This is a genomic window from Klebsiella sp. M5al, from assembly GCF_002090195.1.
Lineage (GTDB): Bacteria > Pseudomonadota > Gammaproteobacteria > Enterobacterales > Enterobacteriaceae > Klebsiella > Klebsiella grimontii.
This window is the reverse complement of the sequence record NZ_CP020657.1, coordinates 710,794-734,048: the sequence shown is the minus strand read 5'-3', so window position 1 is coordinate 734,048 and position 23,255 is coordinate 710,794. Positions and strand designations below refer to the sequence as shown.

Sequence of the window (23,255 nt, the reverse complement as noted above, 5' to 3'; positions counted from 1 at the left end):
CTCGCAACGGGAGCGCCATTAATTTAAATCCATCTCTTTAAGCTCAATCATTCGGGTTGCGCCGGGTAGCCGTTTGCCCGCAGCCCGTTATTTACTATATAGCCACGTGAGGAATGCACCTTATGGCTACATTATCAGTCTCAAAAGCGGTCTCAACTAATACACCATCGCTGATTGGCGGAGCGATGATTATCGGCGGCACGATTATTGGCGCCGGCATGTTTTCTTTACCGGTGGTGATGTCCGGCGCCTGGTTTTTCTGGTCGCTGCTGGCGCTCATCTTTACCTGGTTTTGTATGCTGCACTCCGGGTTAATGATCCTCGAAGCCAATCTTAATTATCATATTGGCGCCAGCTTCGACACGATTACCAAGGATTTACTCGGAAACGGCTGGAATATTATTAACGGCCTGACCGTCGCCTTCGTATTATATATCCTGACCTACGCCTATATTTCCGCCAGCGGTTCAGTTATTCAGCATACTTTTGCGCAAATGGATCTCGCGGTACCGGCGCGCTTAGGCGGCCTGGCGTTCGCGCTGGTGGTCGCCTTTATCGTCTGGCTAAGTACGAAAGCGGTAAGCCGGATGACGACTATCGTACTGGGCGCTAAAATCCTCACCTTCTTTATGACCTTCGGCGGACTCATGTGGCACGTGGAGCCCGCGATTCTGTTTAACCGCGCGGAGGGCAATGCATCCTATCTACCCTACGTTCTGATGACGCTGCCGTTCTGCCTGGCTTCATTTGGCTATCACGGCAACGTCCCCAGCCTGATGAAGTACTACGGTAAAGATCCGCTTACCATTCGCCGCTGCCTGCTGCTCGGCACGCTGATGGCGCTGGTGCTGTATATCATCTGGCTGGTCGGCACGATGGGCAATATTCCGCGCCCGGCGTTTATCGCTATCGCCGAAAAAGGCGGCAATATCGACGTGCTGGTGCAGACCTTAAGCGGCCTGTTGAACAGTTCGACCCTCGATTTATTGCTGACCGTCTTTTCCAACTTCGCCGTCGCCAGCTCGTTCCTGGGCGTGACTCTCGGCCTGTTTGATTATCTGGCGGATCTGTTTAAGTTTGACGATAGCCGGCTGGGGCGGTTTAAAACCGCGCTGGTGACCTTTCTGCCGCCGATCGCCGGCGGGCTGCTGTGGCCTAACGGTTTTATCTACGCTATTGGCTTCGCCGGTCTCGCCGCCACCGTCTGGGCCGCTATCGTCCCCGCCCTGCTGGCGCGCGCCTCACGCAGGCGTTTCGGCAGCCCGAACTATCGGGTATGGGGCGGCAATGCCATGATTATCCTGATTTTGTGCTTCGGCGGCGCCAACGCAATAATTCATATCTTATCCAGCTTTAACCTGCTGCCGGTTTATCGCTGAATGAAAAAGGGCTTTTACTGCCGCGGCTTTTCGTGGCAGGATAAAAAGATGAACAGAAACGTTGTCATTTCTCACCTCCGCCGTTGGTGGCTGCCTGCATAACAGGCGGCAAGATGTCACGTTTCCTCTATTCAAAGCCGCCGGAAGGCGGCTTTGTTGTTTTTGAGTGTCGCCCTTCGGCCTGATAGCATCCTAAGGAGTCACTCATGAGCACCAGCCAAACTATTCTGACCGGCGACCGTCCTACCGGCCAGCTGCACCTCGGACACTACGTCGGTTCCCTGCGCCAGCGCGTGCAGCTCCAGCATGACCACCAGCAGTTTATCCTCGTCGCGGATCTCCAGGGACTGACCGACAACGGCAGCAATCCGCAAAAAATCAGCAGCAATATCCTTGAGGTGATGGCCGATTATCTCGCCGTCGGCATCGATCCGCAGAAGACCACCATTTGCCTGCAATCTGCCCTGCCGGCGCTGGCCGAACTCAGCGCGCTGTATATGAATATCGTCACCGTCGCCCGGGTTGAACGTAATCCGACGGTAAAAAATGAAATCGCTCAGAAGGGGTTTTCCCGCTCGCTGCCGGTGGGATTTTTAGCCTATCCCATTAGCCAGGCCGCCGATATCACCGCCTTTAAGGCCGAACTGGTGCCGGTCGGCGACGATCAGCTACCGATGATTGAACAGACCAATGAGATCGTGCACAAAATGAATAGCCTGACGACGACGCCGATCTTACAGCACTGCAAAGCGCTGCTCAGCGACGTCAGCCGTCTGCCGGGCATCGATGGCAACGCCAAAATGTCGAAATCGCTGGGAAACACGCTCACCCTTTCGGCCAGCGAAGAGGAGATCCATCGTGCGGTCAGCGCCATGTATACCGACCCGAATCACCTGCGGGTCGCCGATCCGGGCCAGATAGAAGGCAACGTGGTGTTTACTTATCTTGATGCCTTCCATACCGATAAAACCTTTGTGGCCGAGATGAAAGCCCACTATCAGCGCGGAGGGCTGGGAGACAGGCAGTGCAAAAACGCGCTGGAGACCTGCTTACAGGAGCTGCTGGCGCCGATACGCGAACGCCGGGCGATCTATATTCAGGATAAAGGCATGCTGCTGGCGCTGCTGCGCCGGGGAAGCGAGCGGGCGCATCTGCTGACACAACGGACGCTGCATGAAGTGAAACGCGGCCTGGGGCTGCCGGTGCTGTTCTGAGGCACGGAGATCTCGCCGCATTGAAATCCGCTGCCGCATCTCTCCCGGGGGCGGCGCTTGACGCGCCTTTCCCGGGCTACAGGTTCACAGCCGTCTGCGGCCAGGTAGCCCGGACAGGCGCAGCGCGCCGCCTCCGGGATGGCGCCCGACCGGAAGATATTCTGCGGTTTATTCCCCGGTGGCGGCTGTCGCCTTACCGGGGCTACGGGTTCACAGCCGTCTGCGATCCGGTAGCCTGGACAGGCGCAGCGCGCCGCCTCCGTGATGGGCCTGGCTGCTAGTTGCTGTCGCTTTCATGCAGCTTCACGCAGTTGCGCCCATCGCGCTTGGCGACGTACAGTGCGCTGTCGGCGTCGCGCAGCAGAAGATTGTAGTCCGGGTGACCGGTGTGGACGGCGTAGCCGATGCTGGCGGTAATCGAAATCTCATTGTCAGCGCCAACGCTAAACGCCAGCTGGCTGATTTTTTTACGCAGCCGTTCAAGGATAGTAAAGGCTTCCGCCGCGCCGGTCTCCACCAGCACCAGCAGAAACTCCTCGCCGCCGTAGCGGAAGATATAATCGCTGGATCGAATATTATCGCTGAGCAGCTCCGCAACATGCTTGATGGCCCGGTCGCCGACCATATGGCCCCAGCTATCATTGATCTCTTTAAAGTGGTCAATATCGATAATCGCCACCGTCATCGGCAGCTCATACTCCATCGCCAGCGTCACTTCATGCTTGAGGACAACCGGCAGATAGCGACGGTTCAGCAGGCTGGTCAGCGAATCCTTACCGCTTTGCATCTGCGACAGGCTGCTAAAGAGTACCCCCAGCTGGCTGCCGATCTGCTGGCAATGGATATGAATCCCCTGCAGCAGAGCCTGCGTATTTTTATACTCAGAACCGTCAGACGAGGATTTCCAGGCGGATAACAGCGCATCCACCTTGCTAATTAAATCGGCGATCTCCTCCATTTGCGGATTTTTGTTAAAATAACGCACGCATTTATGGCGGAACCACAGACCAAATTCCGAATCAGATAATAACGCGCCGTTAATATCTGTCTTATTATCGCTAACGATATTAAAAATAGCGCTATTTTCCCATCCGGAGAGCGAGGCCTGCTGCTTGCCATATTCCAGCGGCACGTTATCCATCAGGCTATACAGGCGGTAGGCCTCTTCATTTTTTGTCGCCCGATAGTGCGACAGGGTATAGGCGTGGCACATCATCTCTACCGCCATGTTAATGGCCATGATGGCATAGTAGATGGCGGCGACGCTGGTTTCGCGATCGAGGTGACTATCGCGGATATTTTCAATCAGCCCGGCTTTCAGCTGGCGCGCGCCGCGAAGCACGGCCTCTGCCGGGATACCGATACGCGAATGGATGCTGCCGATCAGGTACTGCCGCTCCGCCAGCGCCTGCAAATTTTCTTTCTCACACATCAGGATATCTTTCACCCACCCGGCCAGCGAGCTGCTGAGCCGCTCCTGGACTAAATCATAGGTAAGATGCCTGGCGATATCCGGGTCCTGAAAAATAAAGTCATAGAAACGGGTCGCTAACGCCTCCGCCTGCTGCCCGGCTATATTTTTAAGTACCGCCTTCACCTCCGGCGTCAGGCTGTCGTACAGCGGCAACCATTCCTTAAAAATAATTGAGATATATTTTTGGCTTTCATCTTTCATTGAATAAAGCGCTCGCCTGGCGTGAGTGTATTTTCAGGGCCGGAGATCATACAACAGTTCTCCTGGAGCAACCAGATTAAAAATGCGCCAGTTCCCCACCAATAATATCCTCAGGTTATTAGCGTTGTGCGGTAGCTTATAAGTATGATGATTTAATGAAGCGCTATGAGATTGTATGAGCGACTCCCCGAGGCATTAAACCCAAATAGTATTATGGGTAATATTGGCGTATCGGTCCGCGGCTGTTTTTATGTTAACCCAGCGACAAGTCCATGTTTTGTATATGGACATAATTAGTGCGGGTGTTAGTATTGCATTGACGGTAGCAATAAATATGCGTGTTTCATTTAAGGCGAGGATTGCTGATGATGACCACATTAATCGCACCTCTTTCCGACCGGTTCGCCGCGCAGCAGGATTCACGCGCCGGTTGGCCTTGCCCCCCATTCCTCCCTTTCCTGAAGAGACGATACTTCGCTACGCGGAGGAGAAGCGCGCACCACTCAGCCTATGGAACAAAGCGAGTCGCGTATGGACAAAATCAAACGGCGTTGGGTTGGATACGTTATTGGTTTAGCGGTGGTGATTGCCGCGGCGGCATGGTGGATGCTGCGCCCGCCGGGGATTCCAGCGGGCTTTGCCAGCAGCAACGGTAGAATTGAAGCCACGGAAGTCGATATCGCCACCAAAACCGCCGGACGTATCGAGACGATCCTGGTCAAGGAGGGGCAGTTTGTTCGCCAGGGCGACGTCCTGGCCCGCATGGATACCCGCGTGCTCAACGAACAACGGCTGGAGGCCGCCGCGCAAATCAAGGAAGCAGAGCGCGCGATTGCCGCCGCGAAAGCCCTGCTCGACCAGCGCCAAAGCGAAATGCGCGCTACGGAAGCGGTGGTGAAGCAGCGGCAGGCGGAGCTGAACTCCTCGGCTAAACGACACGTCCGCTCCAGCACGCTCTCGCAGCGCGGCGCGGTCTCCGCGCAGCAGCTGGATGACGACCAGGCGGCGGCAGAAAGCGCCAGGGCGGCGCTGGAATCTGCCAAAGCGCAGGTCTCTGCCGCCAGGGCCGCGATTGAAGCGGCGCGAACCAGCATCATTCAGGCGCAAACCCGGGTCGAGGCCGCCCAGGCGACCGAACGGCGGATTATCGCCGATATCGACGATAGCGAACTGAAAGCACCGCGCGATGGTCGTATTCAGTACCGCGTCGCCGAACCGGGAGAGGTGCTGGCGGCGGGCGGGCGGGTGCTGAATATGGTCGACTTGTCCGACGTCTATATGACCTTCTTCCTGCCGACCGAGCAGGCGGGCCTGCTGGCGCTGGGCAGCGAAGCGCGAATTATCCTCGATGCCGCGCCAAATCTGGTGATTCCCGCCAATATCAGTTTTGTCGCCAGCGTGGCGCAGTTTACGCCCAAGACGGTGGAAACCAGCGATGAACGGCTGAAGCTGATGTTCCGCGTAAAAGCCCGTATTCCGCCAGCGCTGTTGGCAGAGCATCTGGAGTATGTGAAGACCGGCCTGCCCGGGATGGCCTGGGTGCGTCTGGATAACCAGCAGACGTGGCCTGAAGCGCTGACGGTGAGGCTACCGCAATGAAAACCGTCGCCCGCCTGGAAAACGTCAGCCAGCGCTTTGGTGCAACCGTCGCGCTGAAGGACATTACGCTGAGCATTCCCGCCCGCTGTATGGTGGGCCTGATCGGGCCAGACGGCGTGGGCAAGTCCAGCCTACTATCGCTGATTTCCGGCGCGCGCGTGATTGAGCGCGGCAACGTCATGGTGCTCGGCGGCGACATGCGTGATGTGCGTCACCGCCAGGACGTTTGCCCGAAAATCGCCTGGATGCCCCAAGGGCTGGGGAAGAACCTCTATCACACCTTATCGGTCTATGAAAACGTTGATTTCTTCGCCCGTCTGTTCGGCCATGATAAAGCCGAACGCGACATCCGTATCAATGAACTGCTCCAGAGTACTGGCCTGGCGCCGTTTCGCGACCGTCCGGCGGGGAAACTCTCCGGGGGGATGAAGCAGAAGCTCGGCCTGTGCTGCGCGCTTATTCACGACCCGCAGTTGCTGATCCTCGATGAACCTACCACCGGCGTCGATCCCCTCTCGCGGGCGCAGTTTTGGGATCTGATCGACAACATTCGCCAGCGTCAGCCGGAGATGAGCGTACTGGTCGCCACCGCTTACATGGAAGAGGCGGAGCGCTTTGACTGGCTGGTAGCCATGAACGCGGGGGAAGTTCTGGCGACCGGCAGCGCCGATGAGCTTAAAGCGCACACGGCAAGTCAGACGCTGGAGCAGGCGTTTATCGCCCTGCTTCCCGACGCTCAACGCCTGGCGCATAAAGAGGTGATCATCCCGCCGCGCCATACGGATGAAGACGAAATTGCGATTGAAGCGCGCGGGCTCACCATGCGCTTCGGTAATTTTGTCGCCGTTGACCACGTGAATTTTCGTATCGCCCGCGGCGAGATTTTCGGCTTCCTCGGCTCCAACGGCTGCGGCAAATCAACGACCATGAAAATGCTGACCGGGCTGCTACCGGCCAGTGAAGGCGAAGCGTGGCTGTTTGGCCAGCCGGTCGACCCCAGAGACATCGAGACCCGCCGCCGCGTCGGCTATATGTCGCAGGCCTTTTCCCTCTACAGCGAACTGACCGTGCGGCAAAACCTCGAACTGCATGCGCGCCTGTTCCATATCCCGAAGGCGGAAATCCCCGGACGGATCGCCGAAATGAGCCAGCGCTTTATGCTGGAAGAGGTAGAAGACACTCTACCCGCTTCGCTACCATTAGGTATCCGTCAGCGGCTCTCGCTGGCAGTCGCGGTGATCCACCGTCCAGAAATGTTAATCCTTGATGAACCCACCTCCGGCGTCGATCCGGTAGCCCGGGATATGTTCTGGCAGCTGATGGTCGATCTAGCCCGCCAGGACCGGGTAACGATTTTTATCTCCACCCACTTTATGAATGAAGCGGAACGCTGCGATCGCATTTCGCTGATGCATGCCGGAAAAGTGCTGGCCAGCGATACGCCGCAGGCGCTGGTCGAACAGCGCGGATCGGCCAGCCTTGAAGAGGCGTTTATCGCCTGGCTGCAGGAAGCAGCAGATACCGCCCAGCCGCCTGATGCGAAAGCCGCGCCGGTTCCCGCGATAGAACACAAAACCGAAAGCGTGGCGCCGCGCCAGACGTTTAGCCTGCAGCGCTTGTTTAGCTACAGCCGCCGTGAAGCGCTTGAGCTACGCCGCGATCCGGTGCGATCGACCCTGGCCCTGCTCGGCACCGTGATCCTGATGTTCATCATGGGCTACGGGATCAGTATGGACGTCGAAGATCTGCGATTCGCGGTGCTCGACCGCGACCAGACCGTCAGCAGCCAGGGCTGGTCGCAAAATATCGCCGGTTCGCGCTACTTCATCGAACAGCCGCCGCTGCAAAGCTATAGCGAACTGGACAGAAGAATGCGCAACGGCGAGCTGGCGGTGGCTATCGAAATTCCGCCCAATTTTGGCCGCGATATCGCCCGTGGAACGCCGGTGCAAATTGGCGTGTGGGTGGACGGCGCCATGCCGAACCGCGCGGAGACGGTGCGCGGCTACGTCCAGGCCATGCATCTGGCCTGGCTGCAGGAGATGGCCGGTCGCCAGTCCAGCCCAAACCGCGATACGTCACTGATTTCCATCGAAACCCGCTACCGCTATAACCCGGATGTGAAAAGCCTGCCGGCGATTGTCCCGGCGGTAATTCCGCTGCTGTTGATGATGATCCCGGCGATGCTCAGCGCGCTTAGCGTGGTCCGCGAGAAAGAACTCGGCTCAATTATCAATTTGTACGTGACGCCAACCACCCGCAGCGAATTTCTGCTGGGTAAACAGGTGCCATATATCGTGCTGGGGATGTTCAACTTCTTCCTGCTCTGCGCGCTGTCGGTGTTTGTCTTTGGCGTACCGCATAAGGGGAGTTTTCTGACGCTCACCCTCGCCGCGCTGCTCTACGTCACTATCGCCACCGGGCTTGGCCTGCTGATCTCCACCTTTATGAAAAGCCAGATTGCGGCGATTTTCGGCACCGCGATCATTACGCTTATCCCGGCGACGCAGTTCTCCGGGATGATCGACCCCGTCGCCTCGCTGGAAGGGCCCGGCCGCTGGATTGGCCAGATTTATCCAACCAGCCACTTTCTGACCATCGCGCGCGGAACGTTCTCCAAAGCGCTGAATCTGACGGACCTGTGGGGATCCTTTATTCCGCTGCTTATCGCGGTTCCGCTGGTGCTGGGCCTGAGCGTGTGGCTGTTGAAAAAACAGGAGGGATAATGCGTGGATTACGCAATATTTATAATTTGGGGATGAAAGAGCTACGCAGCCTGCTGGGCGATAAAGCGATGCTGACGTTAATTGTCTTTGCTTTTACCGTCTCGGTGTACTCCTCCGCAACCGTGATGCCGGGTTCACTACATCTGGCGCCCATCGCTATTGCTGACATGGATAAGTCGCAGCTTTCATCGCGTATTATCAATGGTTTTTATCGGCCCTGGTTTTTGCCGCCGGCGCTGATCACCGCTGATGAGATGGACGCCGGGCTGGATGCGGGACGCTATACCTTCGCCATCAATATTCCGCCGGATTTCCAGCGCGACGTTCTGGCCGGACGCCAGCCCGAGCTGCAGGTTAACGTCGACGCGACGCGTATGAGCCAGGCGTTTACCGGCAATAGCTATATCCAGAATATCGTCACCGGCGAGGTGAACAGCTTTGTCACCCGCTACCGGGATAACGGCTCGCTGCCGGTTGAGCTGGCCGTCAGAATGCGTTTTAACCCGAACCTGGAACAGGAGCGTTTCGGCGCCGTCATGGCAATTATCAACAATATCACCATGCTGGCGATCGTGCTGACCGGCTCGGCGCTGATACGCGAGCGAGAACATGGCACCGTAGAGCACCTGCTGGTTATGCCGGTCACGCCGTTTGAGATCATGATGGCGAAGATATGGTCAATGGGGCTGGTGGTGCTGGTGGTTTCCGGGCTCTCCCTGATCCTGATGGTTCAGGGCGTGCTGCAGGTACCGATAGAGGGCTCAATTCCGCTCTTTATGCTTGGGGTCGCCCTGAGCCTGTTTGCCACCACCTCGATCGGCATTTTTATGGGTACGGTGGCGCGTTCCATGCCGCAGCTGGGGCTGCTGATGATTCTGGTGCTGTTGCCGCTGCAGATGCTTTCCGGCGGCTCCACACCCCGGGAAAGTATGCCGCAGGCTGTACAGGATATTATGCTCACCATGCCGACAACCCACTTTGTCAGTCTGGCGCAGGCCATTCTTTATCGCGGCGCGGATTTCTCCATCGTCTGGCCGCAGTTTCTGACGCTGCTGGCTATCGGTGGGGTATTTTTTACTGTCGCGCTACTGCGTTTTCGCAAAACGATCGGTGAGATGGCCTGAGTCAACGCCGGTGCCGCTCCCTGCGGTCGCAGCATCGGCGTTATTTATTTCGATTCATAAAGCGCCGCAAAGCCCAGGTGAACCCCATCGCCATGCTGAACAGGATAAACAGCAGCAGCACCCAGCTGACGGAAATTCTCAGTAGCGCGCTTAGCGTCATAAGTGGCTGAAGATACACGGTAAAGGAGTGATCGATAGGCTTTCCCAGCAGAACCATCAGTCCATCTGTTAACCAGACAAGCGCCCGACAAACCAGCCAGATGATCGCTGGCCAGCAGAGCAAGACCAGAAAGGTAAAACGCTCCCGGATATAATTTATTAGTTGGCGCAGAGGAGGCCAGTTAATCAGAATTTTCATTTATATTCTCATATTGCCAGCCGGTAACATGCATTATCCGTCGAAGGACGTTACCGGGTTAGCTTCCATACAGGCAATGCACTCTATGTTTTTAGCAAATTTGAATTAACTTAAACCAGATCGAGTTAACAAAGTGTTAAGGACACTAAGTCATTTCGCAGAAAAAGTCCAGCGGTTATACCTTCTGCCCGGCATGATGAGGAGGTTTCGTATCTATTTGTTAACCTGATTACATTAGAGTAACTTAATAATTAAGCTGGAAATATTCTTAATATAATTCATATTAAATATTAAGAAACGATTTTATATACATTTTTATTTTCATATAAAACATATATCAATATAAAAACCGCCTTCATAAAGTTATTTTATTCAGAAAATAAATTCCTTGCAGGCTATTTCTCAATAAAAAAGGGTTGAAAGAGCACTATTTTTTTCGTCATCGCTGCTGATAATCATTTCCCCTGACGGCTCGCCTCAATATTCATCGTTCTCGTTGCGAGTCCAGACAAAACATGAAAACCACTTTATTTTCAATGGGATATCAATCAATGCTGTTTTAATACGGCGGATACCTCATCACAATAGCCGTTCGGCTGATGCGTTCGGTAATGTTAGGTATTGCTGTATATCAGCTGCTGAAACGGCCGAAATCGTCCCATAAGGTAAACTAAAGAAACAGCCCGCTGCGTCATTTTTATACCTTAGCCACGCTTTAACCGGAGGGAGGGCGTATGACCAGCTTCAGGCTGGAATACATCAGCGCTGTCGGTAACGTGATAGCACTCTCCGTAATTTCTCAGGCCACGAAAACGCAAAAAGCCCATCCGTCAGGATGGGCTCTTCACTTAATTGATGCCTGGCAGTTCCCTACTCTCACATGGGGAGACCCCACACTACCATCGGCGCTACGGCGTTTCACTTCTGAGTTCGGCATGGGGTCAGGTGGGACCACCGCGCTGTTGCCGCCAGGCAAATTCTGTTATCTGTATCAGGCTGAAAATCTTTCTCTCAAATCCGCCAAAACATCTTCGGCGTTGTAAGGTTAAGCCTCACGGTTCATTAGTACCGGTTAGCTCAACGCATCGCTGCGCTTACACACCCGGCCTATCAACGTCGTCGTCTTCAACGTTCCTTCAGGACCCTTAAAGGGTCAGGGAGAACTCATCTCGGGGCAAGTTTCGTGCTTAGATGCTTTCAGCACTTATCTCTTCCGCATTTAGCTACCGGGCAATGCCATTGGCATGACAACCCGAACACCAGTGATGCGTCCACTCCGGTCCTCTCGTACTAGGAGCAGCCCCCCTCAATTCTCCAGCGCCCACGGCAGATAGGGACCGAACTGTCTCACGACGTTCTAAACCCAGCTCGCGTACCACTTTAAATGGCGAACAGCCATACCCTTGGGACCTACTTCAGCCCCAGGATGTGATGAGCCGACATCGAGGTGCCAAACACCGCCGTCGATATGAACTCTTGGGCGGTATCAGCCTGTTATCCCCGGAGTACCTTTTATCCGTTGAGCGATGGCCCTTCCATTCAGAACCACCGGATCACTATGACCTGCTTTCGCACCTGCTCGCGCCGTCACGCTCGCAGTCAAGCCAGCTTATGCCATTGCACTAACCTCCTGATGTCCGACCAGGATTAGCTGACCTTCGTGCTCCTCCGTTACTCTTTAGGAGGAGACCGCCCCAGTCAAACTACCCACCAGACACTGTCCGCAACCCCGATTAGGGGCCCACGTTAGAACACCAGCCATTAAAGGGTGGTATTTCAAGGATGGCTCCACGCAGACTGGCGTCCACGCTTCAAAGCCTCCCACCTATCCTACACATCAAGGACCAGTGTTCAGTGTCAAGCTATAGTAAAGGTTCACGGGGTCTTTCCGTCTTGCCGCGGGTACACTGCATCTTCACAGCGAGTTCAATTTCACTGAGTCTCGGGTGGAGACAGCCTGGCCATCATTACGCCATTCGTGCAGGTCGGAACTTACCCGACAAGGAATTTCGCTACCTTAGGACCGTTATAGTTACGGCCGCCGTTTACCGGGGCTTCGATCAAGAGCTTCTCCTTACGGATAACCCCATCAATTAACCTTCCGGCACCGGGCAGGCGTCACACCGTATACGTCCACTTTCGTGTTTGCACAGTGCTGTGTTTTTAATAAACAGTTGCAGCCAGCTGGTATCTTCGACTGATTTCAGCTCCATGGGTAAACCACTTCACCTGGTATCAGCGTGCCTTCTCCCGAAGTTACGGCACCATTTTGCCTAGTTCCTTCACCCGAGTTCTCTCAAGCGCCTTGGTATTCTCTACCTGACCACCTGTGTCGGTTTGGGGTACGATTTGATGTTACCTGATGCTTAGAGGCTTTTCCTGGAAGCAGGGCATTTGTCACTTCAGCACCGTAGTGCCTCGTCATCACACCTCAGCGTTAATAACGTTCCGGATTTACCTGGAACATCCGCCTACATGCTTAAACCGGGACAACCGTCGCCCGGCCAACATAGCCTTCTCCGTCCCCCCTTCGCAGTAACACCGAGTACAGGAATATTAACCTGTTTCCCATCGACTACGCCTTTCGGCCTCGCCTTAGGGGTCGACTCACCCTGCCCCGATTAACGTTGGACAGGAACCCTTGGTCTTCCGGCGTGCGGGTTTTTCACCCGCATTATCGTTACTTATGTCAGCATTCGCACTTCTGATACCTCCAGCAACCCTCACAGGCCACCTTCAACGGCTTACAGAACGCTCCCCTACCCAACAACACATAGTGTCGCTGCCGCAGCTTCGGTGCATGGTTTAGCCCCGTTACATCTTCCGCGCAGGCCGACTCGACCAGTGAGCTATTACGCTTTCTTTAAATGATGGCTGCTTCTAAGCCAACATCCTGGCTGTCTGGGCCTTCCCACATCGTTTCCCACTTAACCATGACTTTGGGACCTTAGCTGGCGGTCTGGGTTGTTTCCCTCTTCACGACGGACGTTAGCACCCGCCGTGTGTCTCCCGTGATAACATTCTTCGGTATTCGTAGTTTGCATCGGGTTGGTAAGTCGGGATGACCCCCTAGCCGAAACAGTGCTCTACCCCCGAAGATGAGTTCACGAGGCGCTACCTAAATAGCTTTCGGGGAGAACCAGCTATCTCCCGGTTTGATTGGCCTTTCACCCCCAGCCACAAGTCATCCGCTAATTTTTCAACATTAGTCGGTTCGGTCCTCCAGTTAGTGTTACCCAACCTTCAACCTGCCCATGGCTAGATCACCGGGTTTCGGGTCTATACCCTGCAACTTAACGCCCAGTTAAGACTCGGTTTCCCTGCGGCTCCCCTATACGGTTAACCTTGCTACAGAATATAAGTCGCTGACCCATTATACAAAAGGTACGCAGTCACCCCATAAAGAGGCTCCTACTGCTTGTACGTACACGGTTTCAGGTTCTTTTTCACTCCCCTCGCCGGGGTTCTTTTCGCCTTTCCCTCACGGTACTGGTTCACTATCGGTCAGTCAGGAGTATTTAGCCTTGGAGGATGGTCCCCCCATATTCAGACAGGATACCACGTGTCCCGCCCTACTCTTCGAGTTCACAGCCTGTGTGTTTTAGTGTACGGGAGTATCACCCTGTACCCTGCGACTTTCCAGACGCTTCCACTAACACACAAGCTGATTCAGACTCCGGGCTGCTCCCCGTTCGCTCGCCGCTACTGGGGGAATCTCGGTTGATTTCTTTTCCTCGGGGTACTTAGATGTTTCAGTTCCCCCGGTTCGCCTCGTTAACCTATGTATTCAGTTAACGATAGTGCAACGAATTGCACTGGGTTTCCCCATTCGGACATCGCCGGCTATAACGGTTCATATCACCTTACCGACGCTTTTCGCAGATTAGCACGTCCTTCATCGCCTCTGACTGCCAGGGCATCCACCGTGTACGCTTAGTCGCTTAACCTCACAACCCGAAGATGTTTCGTAAAACATCTTCGTGTCGCGAAAATTTGAGAGACTCGAACACACATTAGCTGTGTGTCGTTTCAATTTTCAGCTTGATCCAGATTTTTAAAGAGCAAATATCTCAAACGTCACCCGAAGATGAGTTTTGAGATATTAAGGCAGGTGACTTTCACTCACGAACCAGCAAGTGGCGTCCCCTAGGGGATTCGAACCCCTGTTACCGCCGTGAAAGGGCGGTGTCCTGGGCCTCTAGACGAAGGGGACACTGAAGTCTCAATCGCAAGACGCCTTGCTATTTATTTTTCATCAGACAATCTGTGTGGACACTACAAAGGCAGGTTCTTTCAGGTAAGGAGGTGATCCAACCGCAGGTTCCCCTACGGTTACCTTGTTACGACTTCACCCCAGTCATGAATCACAAAGTGGTAAGCGCCCTCCCGAAGGTTAAGCTACCTACTTCTTTTGCAACCCACTCCCATGGTGTGACGGGCGGTGTGTACAAGGCCCGGGAACGTATTCACCGTGGCATTCTGATCCACGATTACTAGCGATTCCGACTTCATGGAGTCGAGTTGCAGACTCCAATCCGGACTACGACATACTTTATGAGGTCCGCTTGCTCTCGCGAGGTCGCTTCTCTTTGTATATGCCATTGTAGCACGTGTGTAGCCCTACTCGTAAGGGCCATGATGACTTGACGTCATCCCCACCTTCCTCCAGTTTATCACTGGCAGTCTCCTTTGAGTTCCCGGCCGGACCGCTGGCAACAAAGGATAAGGGTTGCGCTCGTTGCGGGACTTAACCCAACATTTCACAACACGAGCTGACGACAGCCATGCAGCACCTGTCTCAGAGTTCCCGAAGGCACCAAAGCATCTCTGCTAAGTTCTCTGGATGTCAAGAGTAGGTAAGGTTCTTCGCGTTGCATCGAATTAAACCACATGCTCCACCGCTTGTGCGGGCCCCCGTCAATTCATTTGAGTTTTAACCTTGCGGCCGTACTCCCCAGGCGGTCGACTTAACGCGTTAGCTCCGGAAGCCACTCCTCAAGGGAACAACCTCCAAGTCGACATCGTTTACAGCGTGGACTACCAGGGTATCTAATCCTGTTTGCTCCCCACGCTTTCGCACCTGAGCGTCAGTCTTTGTCCAGGGGGCCGCCTTCGCCACCGGTATTCCTCCAGATCTCTACGCATTTCACCGCTACACCTGGAATTCTACCCCCCTCTACAAGACTCCAGCCTGCCAGTTTCGAATGCAGTTCCCAGGTTGAGCCCGGGGATTTCACATCCGACTTGACAGACCGCCTGCGTGCGCTTTACGCCCAGTAATTCCGATTAACGCTTGCACCCTCCGTATTACCGCGGCTGCTGGCACGGAGTTAGCCGGTGCTTCTTCTGCGGGTAACGTCAATCGACAAGGTTATTAACCTTATCGCCTTCCTCCCCGCTGAAAGTACTTTACAACCCGAAGGCCTTCTTCATACACGCGGCATGGCTGCATCAGGCTTGCGCCCATTGTGCAATATTCCCCACTGCTGCCTCCCGTAGGAGTCTGGACCGTGTCTCAGTTCCAGTGTGGCTGGTCATCCTCTCAGACCAGCTAGGGATCGTCGCCTAGGTGAGCCGTTACCCCACCTACTAGCTAATCCCATCTGGGCACATCTGATGGCAAGAGGCCCGAAGGTCCCCCTCTTTGGTCTTGCGACGTTATGCGGTATTAGCTACCGTTTCCAGTAGTTATCCCCCTCCATCAGGCAGTTTCCCAGACATTACTCACCCGTCCGCCACTCGTCACCCGAGAGCAAGCTCTCTGTGCTACCGTTCGACTTGCATGTGTTAGGCCTGCCGCCAGCGTTCAATCTGAGCCATGATCAAACTCTTCAATTTAAGTTTGATGCTCGTGAATTAAACTTCGTAATGAATTACGTATGTTCACTCAGAGACTTGGTATTCATTTTTCGTCCGAAGACGTTAAGAATCCATGTCACTTTGAGTGCCCACACAGATTGTCTGATAAATTGTTAAAGAGCAGTGCAACGCGGCTTTCGCTCACCGTTGCGAGGTGGCGTATATTACGCTTTCCTCTTTCAGAGTCAACCCGTTATTTCAGGATTTTTTCTCTTCAACCGACCGGGTTGTTTGTGAAGTGATTCACATCTGCCGTGTCAGTGGGAGCGCATTATAGGGAGCTCCCGGGATATAGCAACCCTTAAAATACAAAAAACTTATCAAACGCTCATAATTTAAACTTTTCGCACCCCGCGCCCGTTACTCAAAATCGAGAAAACCCAGACGCCATGCTGCCTGTAGGGCATTTCAGTCAAAAACGAACTTTTGCGAAAATCAACGATATTCGCCAGTCGATCGCCCCTCTATCGCATGCCGTTACGTCAAATGATGAATTAAGCACCAGCCTTGACCCATGACAAAGCGGCATAAGGGTGCCTATTTCTATAATCAGGCCCGTTTCTTCTTATTGGTATGAACCTATGGCTTATCAACTCAACATTAACTGGCCGGAGTTTTTAGAAAAGTACTGGCAAAAGCAGCCGGTGGTATTAAAGAAGGCTTTTGCGAATTTCGTCGATCCGATTACCCCGGATGAACTGGCCGGGCTGGCCATGGAACCGGAGGTCGATAGTCGACTGGTGAGCCTCAAGAACGGTCAATGGCAGGCCAGCAACGGCCCGTTTGAACATTTTGATGGTCTGGGCGAAACCGGCTGGTCGCTATTGGCTCAGGCGGTAAACCACTGGCATATGCCCGCCGCTGAGCTGGTGCGCCCTTTCCGCGTACTGCCGGACTGGCGTTTAGATGACCTGATGATCTCCTTTTCCGTACCGGGCGGCGGCGTGGGCCCGCACATCGACCAGTATGATGTCTTTATTATTCAGGGCATGGGTAGCCGCCGCTGGCGCGTGGGCGATAAGCTGCCGATGCGTCAGTTCTGCCCGCATCCGGCGCTGCTGCACGTCGACCCGTTCCCGCCGATTATTGATGAGGATCTGGAGCCTGGCGATATTCTGTACATTCCGCCGGGATTCCCGCACGACGGAATCACTCACGAAACGGCGCTGAACTACTCCGTCGGCTTCCGCGGGCCAAACGGCCGCGATTTGATCAGCAGCTTTGCCGATTACGCGCTGGAAAACGATCTCGGCGGCGAGCACTACAGCGATCCAGATTTAACCTGCCGCGAACATCCGGGCCGGGTTGAAGAGTATGAACTGGAACGTCTGCGCGGCATGATGATCGAGATGATTAGCCAGCCGGAAGATTTCCGTCAGTGGTTTGGACGATTTGCTACCACGCCGCGCCACGAGCTGGATATTGCGCCAGCTGAACCGCCTTATGCAGAAGAAGAGATTGTCGACGCGCTGGAGGGAGGCGAAATGCTGACTCGCCTGAGCGGCCTGCGGGTACTGCACATCGGCGATGACTTTTTTGTCAATAGTGAACAGTTGGAGCCAACCGAACCTGCGGCTCTGGATGCGCTGTGCCGCTATACCCTGCTGGGTAAGGATGAGCTAGGCGAGCGCGCGCTGCGCAATCCGGCCTTTATCGCCGAGCTGACCCGTTTGATTAACCAGGGCTATTGGTTCTTCGACGAATAGCGCTTCATCATCGGTTCATATAAAGAAGGCGCGAATAGCGCCTTCTTCTTTTATATCACTACGGCATTATTTTCCGAGCAGCGTCTCATACTGCGCCTGGAACTGCGGCGCGTTCCATGAGCCATCAAACAGGGTGTAAGTAATATACCCCTTGTTCAGCCAGCCCGAGTCATTATCCCCTTCCGCCGGTTTTATCGCTTCCGGATTCATCGTCTGTTTTGCGGTGCCGTCCGCCAGCAGTTCATAACCAATCTGTGGCGCGGGGAACTGTTCATTCTCAATATAATGAACGCCCTTAATTTCAGCCGACGGCAGCGGCGGATAGTTAATGCTCAAACCGGACCCTTGCGGCAAAATCGGGCTTCCCGGTTTATGCGCGGCGTTAAGTTTATCGACCAGCGAAACGACGTAATCCACCGAGTCAGGCCAGTACTTATGCGTGCTCGGCCATTTGTTCTTCATCTCTTCTTCCGTGAATCGGTAGCCAATACTGGCGGCAATCGCCGGGAAGCCATAGCGAATGGCGCGAGCCGCGGCGCTCACGGTACCGGAGTTAACCTGCGCCATACCGGTATTGGGACCATCGTTGACGCCCGAAATCACCAGATCCGGCGGCGCGTCTTTCAGGACGCCCCACAGGCCAAAATCCAGCGCATCGGCAGGGGTTCCGGGGAAGCAGTAGCGTTTATCAGCGGCTTTTTTGACATCAAAAACTTTACCCGTCTTAAAGGTAATTGCCGACCCGATCCCGCTCTGATTCGTTGCCGGCGCCACCATCCAGACGTCATACCCTTTGGCCGCCAGTTTTTCCTGCAGCGATGTGGTTCCCACAGACTGGCAGCCATCGTCGTTAACCAGCAGTATTTTCAACGGTTTTTCAGCAGCCTGTACGCCAGCGGCAGATAACGCCAGAATGGCGGCAGTCAGGATTTTCGTTCTCATCATCACTCCTTGTTGGGTAGCAGAGGTATTTCTTCGGCGCAAAAAAAAACCTAAGACTCCTGCCGCACGCCTCATTGGCGGACAGGGGTCTTAGGTTTTGCCTGTGGTCAGTAACAATCCCAGAGTGCAGCGAAAATAACGCCAGTGCGCGGCAGAGTCCAGAGCAGACATCATTATTTTGTGACGGAGATCAATCCTCAATAATTATTTAAGCCAAAAATTACCAATTAATCTGAAAATTAAACTTAAGATACAACTCAATCAGCAAAATTACCTGCATGAAGACGATCACATTTATTGACATTAATAATAAATAGAGGATGTCTTTTTGCATAATTAGTGCTAACGTCGCCCTTGTTGGATTGTTACTGTTTAGAACAGGCGAAACCTACGTCATCGAGTTCGAGCGAACATAACCTTATTTATGCTTCGCGTCGAATATCTGACGTAGGTTTTTTTTTGCTTATAAAAAGACCATTCAGGTGGAGCGTTATATGAAGAAGTGGCTAATAGCATTAATGATGGCGGCAGGCGCGGCAACCTGCTCTGCGGCGGAAGTTAAAAACGATGATGGCGTGAATATCTATTTCGCCCGTCATGGCAAAACGCTGCTGAATACGTTTGACCGCGTGCAGGGTTGGGTGGACTCCCCGCTTACCGAAGACGGCATTCGCGTCGCTCGTTATCTCGGCGAGGGGCTTAAAGGTATTCCGTTTGATAGCTTCTATTCCAGCGATGCCGGACGTCAGCGTGAAACCATGCAGGTGATCCTTAAGCAAGCCGGAGTAAGTGATTACAAACTTACCGAGCTAAGCGGCCTGCGAGAAGCCTTCTTCGGCGGTTTTGAAGGCGGCTATAACAAAGATATGGCCGATGCCGGCGCTAAACAGCTGGGGCTTAAAGATGGCGCAGCGCTGTTCAGCCAGATGAAAGCGGGCACCCTGGCCGTCGATACCAACCAGAATGCGCTGGCAGCAGCCGATCCCAAAGGCATGGCGGAAAACTATCAGCAGATAAAAACCCGTACCCAGGCAGCGCTGCACACTATCGTTGAAAACGCGCAGGCCCGGGGCGATAAAAACGTGCTGGCGATTTCATCCGGTACCGCAATGCAGATTATGATTTCCGATTTAACCGACGATAACGCGAAAAACAAACCGCTTGCCAATGCCGCGGTGGTGAAAATTGTTTATAAAGACGGCAAATATACCGTTCCTGAAATCGGCACTATGAAATATGTCGACGCCGGAAAACAGGCTCTCGATAAAAAATAATACCCACGCTTAATTATTTATTACGGCAGACTTCAGGCGAAAACACCTCGCCTGGATCGCTGCGTCCCTACTCTGGGGTTTATTATGAAAATCAATACTACAACAGTCGCCATTATGCTGCTGGCTATTCCCGCCAGCGCCTGGTCAGCTTCGGCCACTAACAGTCTGAAGGAGCGCGATAATATCGATACCGTGCTCGACGATCCGTTATTCAGCCAGTCCCATATGAATTTGTCGTTTAAAAACTACTGGAAATATCTTAAGGAAGAAGAGACCGAGCCAAAGAAAGTCCATAATGCCTGGGGTCAGGGCGTCGCCGTCGATTATCAGTCCGGCTATTTTGCCGATATTATTGGCTTTGATGCCACTTACTACGGCGCGGTAAAGCTCGGCGCCAGCGATTACTTTAACTCCCGCGGCGTGCTGTATAACAACGGCAGCGGGAATAAAAAGAGCAACGCTGAGGGCTTTTCCAAATTCGGTCAACGCAACATCAAGCTGCAGTATCGCCTGGCGGACACTCAACTGAACGCCCGCTGGGGCTGGCAGACGATGAAAAACTTTGGCGTCATCTCCAACTCGACCCGCCTCTCCCCGACCACCTATTTGGGCTGGACTGGCGCGGTGAACTACGGCCCCTTCACGCTGCGCGGCGCGTACATCGAAAGCGCGATGGATCGTAACTCGCCGGATAAGAAACGCTTCCAGACCAACAGCGGGCAGTATATTAACCATATCGCCAGCGGCGATATTCTGTGGCAAAGCGAGCACCTGAACATGCAGTACGGCTATGGTGAAAGCAACAACTATCTGCGCCGCCATATTCTGTTCACCAATATTAAGCCGATAAAAGCGCTGAACATCGGAACTCAGGTCTACGCCACTCACGCGCTGGACGAGTATAAAGCGATGCCGGCGAATAAGCGTGACTTTGACGACGACGCCTGGCACATCGCCATGGATGTGAAGTGGCAGGCGGACAACTGGAGCACCAAGTGGGGTCTGGGCTATACCGATGCGAACAAGGCCAATGAAGTAGGCTTCTACCCGCGCCATATGAGTAAAAACTCGCGCGGAACCTTTATCTCAATGGCCTATGCCGGCAACGACTATATGCGCGACGGTGAACTGGTTCTCTCTAATATGTCGGACTATAACCTGACGCCGGAGCTGGCGATCGGTCTCGCCGGCAACATCGCCCAGTTTAACTACCGCGGCAACCACGTCCGTACCGGGGAAATTAACGCCTTCAGCCGCTGGGTACCGACGCACCCAAGACTGAAAAATCTCACCGTCTGGGCGATGTTCGGACCGGGCTGGTCCTATAAGATGAATGGCAAAACGCCGGTGCTCACCGACGGCCATTACAGCCGGGCCAATTCGCTCTCTTCGGAAGTGATTATCGAATATAAATTTAATCTGTTCTGATACGCCCGCCCCGCCGCTCATGGCGGGGCAACCCTCCCCGGCTACTTCTTCACCTCATTAAGCTCATCGTTATAGCTTTCCCGCGTCACGCAGACGCACAGGATGGTAATCAGCGCCATGCAGGCGAGAAACAGCGAGATGGGCCACGATGCGCCGCCGGACCACACCAGCAGCAAGGTACCGATCATCGGCGTTAAGCCGCCGACGATATTCGCCAGCTGGAAGCCGAGCGACACGCCGGTATAGCGCACGCTGGTGTCAAAAAGCTCCGAAAAGAAGGCCGGCTGGACGCTGAACATCATGCCCAGCCCCACGGAATAGCAGAAGGTGGTGGCGAACATAAACATCTTCACCGAGCCGGAGTCGATCATCCAGAACAGCGGGAAGGCAAAGATCAGCGTGATAGCGGCGCCGGCCAGATAGACCGGTCGGCGGCCAATTTTATCGGAAAGCCAGCCGAAGAACGGAAAGGTAAAAATGCCGACAAAACTGGCCAGCAGCAGCCCGTTCAGCGCCGTTTCGCGAGTAAAGTTGAGTTCCCGGGTCACGTAGGACATAAAGAATGCCACCGTCAGCCAGCCCAGAACAATCTCCCCCATGCGCATACCCATCGCCAGGAATACCGCTTTACGGTGATGTTTGAGCACGGTGAGAATAGGAAACTTCTGCTCCGCCGCTTTCGGCGCGTTCTGCTGCTGTTTCTGATTCTCCTGAAACACCGGCGTCTCTTCGATCCTTGAGCGGATAAACATCCCGACGAACAGCAGCGCGATGCTTAACAGGAAAGGCACGCGCCAGCCCCATGACATCAGGTCCTCCTCCGGCAGCATCACCACCAGCGCAAAAACGCCGGTGGCGATAAACAAGCCAAGCACGTTGCCCAACTGAACAAAAGTGCCGAAAAAGCCCCGGCGATGGCGCGGCGCATACTCGGTGATCAGCGTCGTCGCCCCACCCCATTCGCCGCCGATGGCAAAGCCCTGGCAGAGGCGCAAAAAGATAAGTATCAGCGGCGCGGCGTTGCCTATGGTGTTGTAGCTGGGGATTAAGCCTATGAAAAAAGTCGAAATACCCATAATCATCAGCGACAGAACCAGCGATTTTTTGCGGCCGATCTTATCCCCGTAGTGGCCAAATACGATGGCCCCGATGGGCCGGCTGACGAAAGTAATCGACAGCGTCAGGAAAGATACCAGCAGCGCCATCAGCGGCGAGAGGTTAGGAAAAAACAGCGACGGAAACACCAGCGCGGCGGCGGTGCCGTAGATAAAAAAGTCATAGAACTCAATCGTTGTGCCGGAGAGACCGGAGCCCAGCACGGTGAGCAGCTTTCTTCTTTCATGGGTTTGTTGCGATGTTTGTTCATTTTTTGCAGGGGTCATGGCGGGCGAGGTAAGCATAGTCATCATTAAATCCTCTGTCCTGAATCATTATTGTTAAGTCGGGCAGCGCCTGGCTAACACATCGTTGGCGTGGGAAAATCGCCGGCAAGCTAACTCGAATTAGCTAATTATAACAAGAGACAGAGATTCACAACGTAAATGCTAAAAGAGTGTGACCAGGATCGGTTAAATTTTAACACCCGCGCCAGCGCCGCGAGACATATCGCTCAAGACATAACGCAAATAATTCATTAAATTCAATTTATTAAATATTAAACGCTGATTTACCGTCCCCGCTTCGCTTCCCGCCCGCTTTTCTGCCCGCCTTGATGCCGCCTCAGCAAGCGTTCCCGGTCACCTGACCTCACGTTTAAAATAAAGAGTTAAATATTAATAAGTTAATAATTTCACATTGATAGCCATCACAAATCCCCGGTAAAGAGTTTGTTCCTGTCTTTTTTTTGACCTAACTTGCTAATTCGAGTTAGCCAAAGAAATTAGCCAGCAATAAAGCGATTGATGCCGCGCTTACCCCGGCGCAGCACGCTCAACGATAACTAAGCGACCTATCCCCTACAGGAGAAATTCA

Annotated in this window: 12 protein-coding genes, 1 tRNA gene and 3 rRNA genes; 8 read left to right on the top strand and 8 right to left on the bottom strand. The window is 54.0% G+C overall.

Annotated features, from left to right (window positions below; all coding sequences use genetic code 11):
• Nucleotides 1–122 precede the first annotated feature (122 nt).
• Both mtr and trpS read left to right on the top strand, forming a co-directional pair.
• On the top strand, nucleotides 123–1,379 hold the full coding sequence (mtr, locus tag BWI76_RS03530) for a tryptophan permease (protein WP_049099361.1): 1,257 nt from the start codon (nucleotides 123–125) through the stop codon (nucleotides 1,377–1,379).
• Between the two features lie 206 nt (nucleotides 1,380–1,585).
• The gene (gene trpS / locus BWI76_RS03525; RefSeq protein ID WP_049088624.1) at nucleotides 1,586–2,593 is read left to right on the top strand and encodes a tryptophan--tRNA ligase; all 1,008 of its coding nucleotides are present in this window, start codon (nucleotides 1,586–1,588) and stop codon (nucleotides 2,591–2,593) included.
• 277 nt (nucleotides 2,594–2,870) lie between these two features.
• Here the strand turns inward: trpS and BWI76_RS03520 are convergent, their stop codons facing one another.
• Nucleotides 2,871–4,268 carry a GGDEF domain-containing protein gene (locus BWI76_RS03520; protein ID WP_004133075.1) on the bottom strand — a complete coding sequence of 466 codons (1,398 nt, stop codon included), beginning with the start codon at nucleotides 4,266–4,268 and terminating at the stop codon, nucleotides 2,871–2,873.
• Nucleotides 4,269–4,799: 531 nt separating this feature from the next.
• Between BWI76_RS03520 and BWI76_RS03515 the strand changes: the two genes are divergently transcribed.
• Genes BWI76_RS03515 through BWI76_RS03505 form a run of 3 tightly spaced genes read left to right on the top strand, consistent with a single transcriptional unit; the run spans nucleotide 4,800 to nucleotide 9,717 of the window.
• Nucleotides 4,800–5,867 carry an HlyD family secretion protein gene (locus BWI76_RS03515; RefSeq protein WP_064371566.1) on the top strand — a complete coding sequence of 356 codons (1,068 nt, stop codon included), beginning with the start codon at nucleotides 4,800–4,802 and terminating at the stop codon, nucleotides 5,865–5,867.
• Nucleotides 5,864–8,593: a ribosome-associated ATPase/putative transporter RbbA gene (rbbA, locus tag BWI76_RS03510; RefSeq protein ID WP_049087256.1), complete on the top strand. Its 2,730-nt coding sequence runs from the start codon at nucleotides 5,864–5,866 to the stop codon at nucleotides 8,591–8,593. Before BWI76_RS03515 ends, rbbA begins: the two co-directional genes overlap by 4 nt.
• The gene (locus BWI76_RS03505; RefSeq protein ID WP_049087257.1) at nucleotides 8,593–9,717 is read left to right on the top strand and encodes an ABC transporter permease; all 1,125 of its coding nucleotides are present in this window, start codon (nucleotides 8,593–8,595) and stop codon (nucleotides 9,715–9,717) included. Before rbbA ends, BWI76_RS03505 begins: the two co-directional genes overlap by 1 nt.
• A 40-nt stretch (nucleotides 9,718–9,757) precedes the next feature.
• On the opposite strand, the gene BWI76_RS03500 is transcribed toward BWI76_RS03505, so the two are convergent.
• The 5 genes from BWI76_RS03500 to BWI76_RS03480 all read right to left on the bottom strand — a co-directional run bounded on the left by BWI76_RS03500 (nucleotide 9,758) and on the right by BWI76_RS03480 (nucleotide 15,913).
• A complete protein-coding gene (locus BWI76_RS03500) occupies nucleotides 9,758–10,075 on the bottom strand; it encodes a hypothetical protein (RefSeq protein ID WP_004133081.1) in 318 nt (105 codons plus the stop codon).
• Nucleotides 10,076–10,932: 857 nt separating this feature from the next.
• Nucleotides 10,933–11,048: ribosomal RNA gene (rrf, locus tag BWI76_RS03495) — 5S ribosomal RNA — on the bottom strand.
• A 68-nt stretch (nucleotides 11,049–11,116) separates the two neighbouring features.
• Nucleotides 11,117–14,022, bottom strand: a 23S ribosomal RNA gene (locus BWI76_RS03490).
• A 190-nt stretch (nucleotides 14,023–14,212) separates the two neighbouring features.
• Nucleotides 14,213–14,288 (bottom strand) — tRNA-Glu (locus BWI76_RS03485).
• Between the two features lie 85 nt (nucleotides 14,289–14,373).
• Nucleotides 14,374–15,913, bottom strand: a 16S ribosomal RNA gene (locus BWI76_RS03480).
• The 16S, 23S and 5S rRNA genes sit together here with 1 tRNA gene alongside, the layout of an rRNA operon.
• Nucleotides 15,914–16,515: 602 nt before the next feature.
• Here BWI76_RS03480 and BWI76_RS03470 point away from each other — a divergent pair.
• Nucleotides 16,516–17,640: a cupin domain-containing protein gene (locus tag BWI76_RS03470; RefSeq protein ID WP_004133465.1), complete on the top strand. Its 1,125-nt coding sequence runs from the start codon at nucleotides 16,516–16,518 to the stop codon at nucleotides 17,638–17,640.
• Nucleotides 17,641–17,706: 66 nt separating this feature from the next.
• Here the strand turns inward: BWI76_RS03470 and surE are convergent, their stop codons facing one another.
• Nucleotides 17,707–18,582: a 5'/3'-nucleotidase SurE gene (gene surE, locus BWI76_RS03465; RefSeq protein ID WP_004108710.1), complete on the bottom strand. Its 876-nt coding sequence runs from the start codon at nucleotides 18,580–18,582 to the stop codon at nucleotides 17,707–17,709.
• A 494-nt stretch (nucleotides 18,583–19,076) separates the two neighbouring features.
• Between surE and BWI76_RS03460 the strand changes: the two genes are divergently transcribed.
• Together BWI76_RS03460 and BWI76_RS03455 are read left to right on the top strand one after the other, a co-directional pair.
• Nucleotides 19,077–19,856 carry a histidine phosphatase family protein gene (locus BWI76_RS03460; protein WP_049085957.1) on the top strand — a complete coding sequence of 260 codons (780 nt, stop codon included), beginning with the start codon at nucleotides 19,077–19,079 and terminating at the stop codon, nucleotides 19,854–19,856.
• Between the two features lie 84 nt (nucleotides 19,857–19,940).
• Complete coding sequence (locus tag BWI76_RS03455) at nucleotides 19,941–21,284, top strand: OprD family outer membrane porin (RefSeq protein ID WP_049085958.1); 1,344 nt, start codon at nucleotides 19,941–19,943, stop codon at nucleotides 21,282–21,284.
• Between the two features lie 41 nt (nucleotides 21,285–21,325).
• Here the strand turns inward: BWI76_RS03455 and BWI76_RS03450 are convergent, their stop codons facing one another.
• Entirely contained in the window at nucleotides 21,326–22,690 is a 1,365-nt protein-coding gene (locus BWI76_RS03450) for an MFS transporter (protein WP_004133468.1), read from the bottom strand.
• Between the last annotated feature and the right edge of the window lie 565 nt (nucleotides 22,691–23,255).